Raw genomic sequence first — 8676 nt, 5'->3', positions numbered from 1 at the left:
CCCCGCAGCTTCCTCCCTGAGAGATTTTCCAACGCGGACCACACTCAGGCCAAGCCGAAACCGCGCACCCTGGCCCGCATCAGAAAATCTTCATCGTTCAAGACCTTCGCTGCGCGCTGTTGGAAAGTCCGATTCACCCAAAAGGTCAGCGATGCCACTCTGAAAACTAGCTATGTGGCCACATACAATTAGCGGCCTAACGGGATTTACAGATCTGAAGCGACCTTACCTCAAAAAGGTCGCGTTCCGGCGTCGTGGGTGCAGCCCACGGGGATAGCGTAACAGGCCCTAATCGTCGCTCTGCACATCGCTGCGCGACTTGCCCGCTACGTCCTGCGCCAACGTGGCCGCCATGAACCCATCAAGGTCGCCATCCAGCACACCTTGTGTGTCCGAGGTTTCGTGATTGGTCCGCAGGTCCTTGACCATCTGATAAGGCTGCAGAACGTAAGATCGGATCTGGTTGCCCCAGCCCGCGCTGCCCTTGGCCTCGTGGGCTGCATTGATCGCCTCGTTCCGCTTGTCGAGTTCCATTTGATACAGCCGGGATTTCAGCGCTTTCATCGCGATATCCCGGTTCTGATGCTGCGACTTTTCAGAACTGGTCACGACAATGCCCGTTGGCGCGTGGGTGATCCGAACCGCCGAGTCCGTAGTGTTCACGTGCTGACCGCCCGCGCCCGAGGACCGATAGGTGTCGATACGGATATCAGCCGGATTGACCTCAATCTCGATATTGTCATCCACCACCGGATACACCCAGACCGATGCGAAGGAGGTTTCACGCGTGCCCTTCCCGAACGGTGAAATCCGCACCAAACGGTGGACCCCGCTCTCTGATTTCAGCCATCCATAGGCATTGGTCCCGGAAATCTTATAGGCGCAGGATTTAATCCCGGCCTCGGATCCCGCCTCTTCCGATTGTAGTTCCACCTTGTAGCCATGTGCTTCGGCCCAACGGACATACATGCGTTGCAGCATCTGCGCCCAGTCGCAGGCCTCGGTCCCGCCCGCGCCGGAATTGATTTCAAGAAATGTGTCGTTGCCGTCCGCCTCGCCATTCAGCAGGGCCTCCAGCTCCGCGGCAGCGGCCCGGTCCTTCAGCACGGCCAAAGCGGCCTCCGCTTCCTGGACGACGTCGTGATCCTCTTCCATCTCGCCCAGTTCGATCAGGTCAACATTGTCCTGCAACTCGGTCTCGATGGTTTTGCATTGATCAATGGCATCGGACAATTGCTGGCGTTCGCGCATCAGCTTCTGCGCCTTGGCCGGGTCATTCCAAAGCTCGGGGTCTTCGGACATCGCGTTGAATTCTTCCAACCGATGCTCGGCTGTGTCCCACCCAACCCGCTGACGCAGAAGCTCAAGCGATTTTGTAATCTCTTCGATCTGATTTTGGGTTTCTGCGCGCATCTGTCCCGTCCCTAGCCTGTCCCGCAAAAGCGGGTGCAAGCGCTTGAATTACATGCTGTTCGGCAGGACTGCAAGAATGACGGTGCAGGTTTTAACCTGCAGCGCTTTCGCCGTCGAGCTTTTGAGACAATCGTCAGTAAAGCCCACCCGACGAAAGCGATCCAAGCCCCGGTTTTTGTGGGATGACCTTGCGCTCACCGCCAACCGTGACCTCCTGATTGACAACGCGCGCGCCTTCAAACAAAGGCAAGTCCGAGCCCATTGCGAAACCGCCATCGATGTAGTTACCATAGGCCCCGACGGCTGGCTCTTCACCCGCGCGGAACAGCTCGGATATCACATTGCCGCCCGACGCACGGTTTGAAAGGCGTTGCCCCGTGAAGCGGTCAATTTTGACAAACACAGTGCCTGGCGGTTGCGGGCGTTTGAAAGAACCGTGATCCTTTAAGGCTACCTTCATAAAATCGGCAAATACCGGACCACAAAGGGTACCACCATAAGCCCCCCGCCCCATCGGACGCGGCGTATCAAAACCGATATAACAACCTGCAGCGATCTTGGGTGTGAAGCCGATGAACCAGGCATCCTTGGCATCATTCGTGGTCCCGGTCTTGCCCGAAATCGGCACGCCCAAAACCTTGCCGACGGTTGAGGCCGCGGTACCGCGAGACACAACGCCCTGCATCATGGAACTCAATTGATAGGCTGTCACCGGGTCCATAACCTGGCGCGAGCTGTTCCATATCCAAGGCAGTTTCACAGCAGACGCCTGTTCGTTACAGCCCCGGCAGACGCGCGGGTCGTGGCGATAAATCGTCTTACCGTTGCGATCCTGCACACGGTCGACAAGGGTCGGTTCCACATATTTGCCGCCATTGCCGAACATCGCATAAGCTGCGACCATCTTGAACAGCGTCGTTTCCCCTGCGCCAAGCGAATAGGACAGCAGGTGCGGCATGTTCTCATATACGTCAAAACGCTCGGCATATTCTGACACGCGGTCCATACCGATATCCTGCGCGATCCGCACCGTCATCAGGTTTCGCGACTGCTCGATCCCCGTACGGATGGGCGCAGGCCCATAGAAACGGTTGGAAGAGTTGGTGGGCCGCCAGATCTCCCCGCCGGACAGCACCTCGATCGGGGCGTCCACAACGACAGAGTTCGGATGATATCCACTATCCAGCGCGGCAGCATAGACAAACGGTTTAAAGGATGAGCCAGGCTGACGCGTCGCCTGGGTCGCGCGGTTGAACACCGAATGCTGGTAGGAAAACCCGCCCTGCATCGCTAGAACACGCCCTGTGGTCACATCCATGGCCATGAAGCCGCCCTGAACCTCGGGCACCTGCCGCATGGACCAGCGCTTGAATTCACCGCCTTGAATGATCGCCTTGACCAGCACAACATCGCCAACGCGATAAAGGTCACCGATAGAGCGTTTTCGGTTCGGCCGATCATCACCCGCACGAATGCGCGAAACCCATTTGGCGTCGTTATAAGTCAGAAAATGACCATCCTGGTCGTTCTCGACACCTTCGATCCCTATACGGGCGGAACTTTCACCAACCTCCAGCACGACGGCGGGGATCCAACCTACGATGTCGCGCGGCACACGCGTGTCTGCCAGCGCCTTACGCCAGTCTTCCTCGGTCGTGCCCAATTCCTGAAAGTCTATGGTTGTCACCGGTCCCTGATAGGTGCCGGTGCCGCGGTCGTACTTCTCAAGCCCATCACGCAAGGCCTTCGCTGCGGCGGCCTGCAACTCGGGCTTGACTGTCGCACGGATGGTCAGGCCGCCGGAAAACAGCTCATCGCCGCCCCCCTCCAGTTTGGTGGACAACTGGCGGCGGATTTCATCGGTGAAGTAATCCCGAGGGGGCAGCGCATTTCGGGCCGACACGATATCGCCCGACTGCACCGTAATCAGATCACTTTCCTTGGCTTCTAGGTAATCCTCATCCGACAAATAGCCGTTCTCGTTCATTTCTTTCAGAACGAAATTGCGCCGGGTGATAGCACGATCCTTCTGGCGGACCGGGTGATAGGTGCTTGGCGCTTTTGGCAATGTCGCGAGATAGGCAGCTTCCGCAGGCGTCAATTCTTCCAGGGTCTTTGCAAAATAGGTCTGGGCTGCTGCGGTCACACCATAGGAGTTCTGGCCCAGGAAAATCTCATTCAGATACAAGCCGAGGATCTCATCCTTGCTCAGCGCCTGATCAATACGGACAGACAGGATCAATTCCTTGATCTTGCGCGAAACCTTCCGATCCGAAGACAGAAGGAAGTTTTTCGCCACCTGCTGAGGGATCGTCGATGCCCCGCGGACCCGCCCGCCGCGTGCAGCGCTATAGGCTGCAGCCGCGATTTGCCGGATATCAAACCCAGGGTGAGTATAGAAATTCTTGTCTTCCGCACTGATGAAGGCCCGTTTCACCAGATCGGGGATTTCATCGGGCGGCGTATACATGCGCCGCTCCTTAACGAACTCGTCCATCACAAGCCCATCGGCAGAGAACACCCGGCTGATCGTGGCCGGTTCGTATTGTGACAACTGGTTGGTGTTGGGCAGGTCGTGGCTGTAATAGAAGAAGATCCCTGCCAGCAGCCCCACGCCCATCAAGGCGCCCAGGCTCAGCCAGGTGAACAGAAAGCCCAGAAAGTTCAAAGTCTCGCGAAACACGGCTCGTCCTCTTGTTTTATCGGCCCAGTTTACCCCAAGCCGACGGCCAAGGCAAAACACATCCCTGCGTAAGGCGATTACTGGCCAACATCTGTGATCATCATGCGATCGCCATCCTGTTTCTGCCAGGCATCCAGCATGTTCAGCACCGCATTCCCCGCCTCGGCCCGCCATTCCGGTGATTGCATCCGGGCCAGATCGGTCTGGTTGGACAGAAAGCCAAACTCCAGCAGGATGGACGGCATATCAGGGGCGCGCAACACCTTGAAATTGGCCGATTTCAGCGGCTTGTTCTCAACGACACCCACGCTGTCCGCCAGATTTTGCACCAGCAACCGCGCCGCAATGCCCGAGCGTTTTGCCGTGGCGGATCGGTTCAGTTCCAAAAGAATATCGGCAATATCCCCGTCCCCGGGTGCGGCCGTGTGCCCGGCCACGATGTCAGCGCGATTTTCGAACTCTGCCATGGCGGCGGATTGCGCATCCGAAGCGATTCTCGACAAGACATAGACGGTGGACCCGGACAGATCGCCTTTCAGCAATGTATTGGCGTGTAGCGACAGAAAAAGATCAGCCCCCGCCTCGCGGGCGATCTCGACGCGCCCGGACAAGGGCACAAATTTATCCGTCTTGCGCGTCAGAAGCACCTTGTAGCGCCCTGAACTGCGCAAAAGCTCGGCCAGTTCCAGGCCAAAGGTCAGCGTGACATCCTTTTCCGCCACACCAAAGCGCAACGCACCCGGATCAATCCCGCCATGCCCGGGGTCCAGAACGATCAGGGGCTTGTCCTTTGGCGCATCGCTCAGGTCCAACGCTGCCAGGGCAAAACTGGCCGGATCGGTTGGACGCAACCGCACGCTTAAGCGCCCCGGCGCGGTATAGGCCGCCGCATCCAGAACCATCGGTTGATCCAGAAGGGCAGTGACCCCGGTCCAGCGCCCAGCCCGGCTGCGGCGCAGCGCAGTGATCCGGCCAACAGGCGCCAGTTCGGTTGAGGGTAAACTGGCCGCGCGCAGATCAATCCTGATCCGATCAGGGCCGCGCAGATGCGTGACGCGGAACGGCACCGACCGGTCCAGATCGAATTGCAATGTAAGAACACCCCCAAGATCGCGCCGGACCTCGGTCTGCGCGTTAGCGTTTCCTGAGGACATCAGGAAAAAAGTGGCGAATACCGCCAGAAAAAACCGCCTCATACCCTGCTCGTTCTTGGTCTTATGTCCCGTTTTCGGGGTATGGGCCCAAGATAGCATCATCCGGCGGCAGAGAAAAAGCATTTGTAAAACACTATGTGAAATGCGTATCATTTGCCAGATGTCGGGCTACGACTCCGGCATTGTGACAGTAGATTCGCCATTCTCCCGGCAACCTCGGCGGAACCCGCCCAGGGCCGAAATTGGAGAGTGGCAGTGCGCAAAGCACATCCCGATTGGCCCGGTGGGCCTGATGAAATTGGCCCTATGCGTAGGGCCGGAGAACATAACCGCGATGCAACGCGACGCAACGATACCCCTTTGTGCGGGCCGGTCCTTAGGACCTGGCGCGCCCATCTGTATGCGCCGTGCTGATCCCCAAGATATAGGCCCTGCCCCTGCCCGACCCATAAGGGCCCGGCAGTTACGGCGTGCCTACGAAAGACATTATGGCAAAGAAAATGCTGATCGATGCCACCCACGCGGAAGAAACCCGCGTTGTGGTGGTCGAAGGAAACAAAGTTGATGAATTTGACTTTGAATCGCTGAATAAACGGCAACTCGCCGGAAATATATACCTAGCCAAAGTGACACGGGTCGAACCGTCGCTTCAGGCGGCATTTGTCGACTATGGCGGCAATCGGCACGGGTTTTTGGCCTTCTCTGAGATCCATCCCGATTACTATCAGATCCCAACGGCCGACCGCGAAGCGCTTTTGGCCGAAGAGGCTGAGCTAAACCGCACGCAGGACGACGAGGAAGAGGAAAAACCAACCCGTCGTCGCCCAAGGTCACGCCGCCGGTCACGCTCCAAGGCGGCCAACGAAGGGGCACCCAGCAGCACCGACGAAGTGGTGACCGCAGATGTCGACGCGGATGACGACGGCTCGACCCTGGTCGAGGACCTGCCCGAAGCGCGTGATGCGGCAGTTGACACCAATAGCGATGAGGCAGAGGCCGCAGATGAAGATACATCGGCGGAAGCTGCACCCGGCGATCAGGCAGAAGCCGAAGCCGCAGATACCGATGACGCTCAGGATGCCGGCACCGAAGGCCAGGCAGACGAAAAAGATGAGAATATCGACCAGGTCGGTGCCAGCGCCGTAGAAGAGGAAATCGCCCCACGCCGGACCCGCGTCCGCCGCTACAAAATTCAGGAAGTGATCAAGGTTCGCCAGATCCTCCTGGTCCAGGTCGTCAAAGAAGAGCGTGGCAACAAAGGTGCCGCGCTGACCACCTATCTATCGCTGGCCGGGCGTTATTGCGTTCTGATGCCCAACACCGCGCGCGGTGGCGGGATCAGCCGCAAGATCACCAACGTCAATGACCGCAAGAAGCTGAAAGATATCGCCTCGGAAATCACTGTGCCGAAAGGGGCCGGTCTGATCATCCGCACCGCCGGCGCACAGCGCACCAAAGCAGAGATCAAGCGCGATTACGAATTCCTGCTGCGTCAATGGGAGCAGATCAAAGACCTGACCATGCAGTCCATCGCGCCTGCGCCGATCTATGAAGAAGGATCTTTGATCAAGCGCTCGATCCGCGACCTGTATTCCAAAGATATCGACGAGATCTTTGTCGAAGGGGAGCGCGGTTACCGTGAGGCCAAGGACTACATGAAAATGCTCATGCCGTCCCACGCCAAGAACGTGAAAGAATATACCGACGCGCTGCCCTTGTTCGCCCGCTATCAGGTGGAAAACTACCTGTCTGCTATGTTCAACCCCGTCGTGCAGCTTAGATCCGGCGGGTATATCGTTATCGACGTGACCGAAGCTTTGGTCGCGGTGGATGTGAACTCTGGCCGGTCCACCAAGGAAGGCTCCATCGAAGACACAGCACTCAAGACCAATCTTGAGGCCGCCGAAGAACTGGCACGACAGGCGCGGCTGCGCGATCTGGCCGGTTTGATCGTCATCGATTTCATCGACATGGAAGACCGCAAAAACAACAACGCGGTTGAGAAACGCCTGAAAGACAAGCTGAAAACCGACCGCGCCCGCATTCAGGTCGGTCGCATTTCTGGCTTTGGCCTTTTGGAGATGTCCCGCCAGCGTCTGCGCCCCGGCATGTTGGAGGCAACAACCGCCCCCTGCCCGCATTGCCACGGAACCGGGCGCGTCCGTTCGGATGACAGCCTGACCCTGGCCATTCTGCGCGAACTGGAAGAGGAAGGCGTGCGTCGCCGCGCCCGGGAGGTGCTGGTGACGGCCCCGGTCAACATCGCGAACTACATGCTGAACGCGAAACGCGAGCATGTGGCGATGATCGAAAGCCGCTTTGGCCTATCCATTCGCGTTGAGGGTGACCCGCAGTTGATCAGCCCCGACTATCGTATGGAGCGTTTGAAAACCGCGACCCGGATCATTCCAGCAGCCGAATTGACCTCAGGTGTGATCGACAGCGTCATCGAAATGGACGAGGAAGAGGAACCCACTGAGGCTGATGTAGAGGCCCTCGCCCCGGAAGAACAGGACGAAAAGCCCAAAAAACGCCGCCGCCGCCGTCGTCGCCGCAAATCAACCCGCGATGAGGATGGTGAAACATCGCAGGAGGCCCAAAGCGAAGGTGCGGATGCCGAGGAAACTGCGGACGCACCACAGGATCAACCTGCTGAGGCCGCCGAGGCAGAAGCGCCTGCAGAAAAGCCCAAGCGCACCCGCAGCCGTACCCGGTCACGCAAAAAGCCGTCCCCTGCAGCGGAGACACCAAGCGCAGAGGCCGCAGAAGCAACAGACAACGCAGATGGCGATACTGCAGACGCACCGGCAAAAGAGGAGGCAAAAGCCGCCCCTGTCCCGGAACCCACTGTTGCTGAGGCGGCAGAGACCCCAGCCGAACCAGCCAAACCCGCCCGCAAACAACGCGTCCGCGTCTCTGCAGAGACGGCAATGGCAACGAAAACCGAAGACACGGCAGAGCCCCCGGCAAAGACCGAGAGCGGTGACGGCGAAAAACGTGGTTGGTGGTCCAGAACCTTGGGCCGCTAATAGAAGGTATCGTGTTTGGATTGCACCAAGACGAGCTTCTGAAACGCTGAGTTTTGAGAACTTAGCCATTCGCGGCATCGAATTCGCGAGTGGTTTGAAAATTCCTGGCATGATGAAACAAACTACGTTCGTCTGTTTCTGGCATTACGTCTGATGGCTTTAAAAGGCATCTTTAAAGCGTTTCGAGTTTACCTTGAGACATCACATAAAATCGAAACGCGTACACCATATAGGCTTATCACTGCGTTTCAGGATAATTTTTTGTCTCAGGTTTATCCCGAAACGCTTTAGAGCACCGTCCATTTAATCTGCAACATACCCGGCAGCCTTGAAGAGATTTCGGCACTCGTCTGGTGGGAAGAGGTCGCATGTTTGTGCAACGGATTTGAAAAGCGCT

5 protein-coding genes are annotated in these 8676 nt (G+C 57.8%); 2 read left to right on the top strand and 3 right to left on the bottom strand.

The window, feature by feature from the left end; genetic code table 11:
• Positions 1–192 (top strand): hypothetical protein (locus tag ACW9UQ_RS17815; protein WP_458932348.1); only part of this gene is annotated, 192 nt, incomplete at its 5' end.
• Positions 193–288: 96 nt separating this feature from the next.
• Here ACW9UQ_RS17815 and prfB read toward each other — a convergent pair.
• From prfB to ACW9UQ_RS17800, 3 genes are all read right to left on the bottom strand, one after another.
• Positions 289–1413, bottom strand: a complete 1125-nt coding sequence (gene prfB / locus ACW9UQ_RS17810) for a peptide chain release factor 2 (RefSeq protein WP_458932347.1) — start codon at positions 1411–1413, stop codon at positions 289–291.
• A gap of 133 nt (positions 1414–1546) precedes the next feature.
• Positions 1547–4096, bottom strand: coding sequence for a penicillin-binding protein 1A (locus ACW9UQ_RS17805; RefSeq protein ID WP_458932346.1), 2550 nt, complete (start codon positions 4094–4096; stop codon positions 1547–1549).
• Positions 4097–4173: 77 nt separating this feature from the next.
• Complete coding sequence (locus ACW9UQ_RS17800; RefSeq protein ID WP_458932345.1) at positions 4174–5292, bottom strand: N-acetylmuramoyl-L-alanine amidase family protein; 1119 nt, start codon at positions 5290–5292, stop codon at positions 4174–4176.
• 446 nt (positions 5293–5738) lie between these two features.
• Here ACW9UQ_RS17800 and ACW9UQ_RS17795 point away from each other — a divergent pair, with 446 nt between their 5' ends.
• On the top strand, positions 5739–8279 hold the full coding sequence (locus ACW9UQ_RS17795; protein WP_458932344.1) for an Rne/Rng family ribonuclease: 2541 nt from the start codon (positions 5739–5741) through the stop codon (positions 8277–8279).
• The last annotated feature ends 397 nt before the right edge of the window (positions 8280–8676 follow it).

This window comes from Halovulum sp. GXIMD14793 (assembly GCF_054457435.1).
The sequence above is the reverse complement of the archived record's forward strand: the minus strand, read 5'-3'. Positions and strand labels throughout refer to the sequence as shown.

Excerpts from the sequence above, each read along its gene's own strand:
- prfB (WP_458932347.1), bottom strand. The coding sequence starts at position 1,413 with ATGCGCGCAGAAACCCAAAATCAGATCGAAGAGATTACAAAATCGCTT.
- ACW9UQ_RS17800 (WP_458932345.1), bottom strand. The coding sequence starts at position 5,292 with ATGAGGCGGTTTTTTCTGGCGGTATTCGCCACTTTTTTCCTGATGTCC.
- ACW9UQ_RS17795 (WP_458932344.1), top strand. The coding sequence starts at position 5,739 with ATGGCAAAGAAAATGCTGATCGATGCCACCCACGCGGAAGAAACCCGC.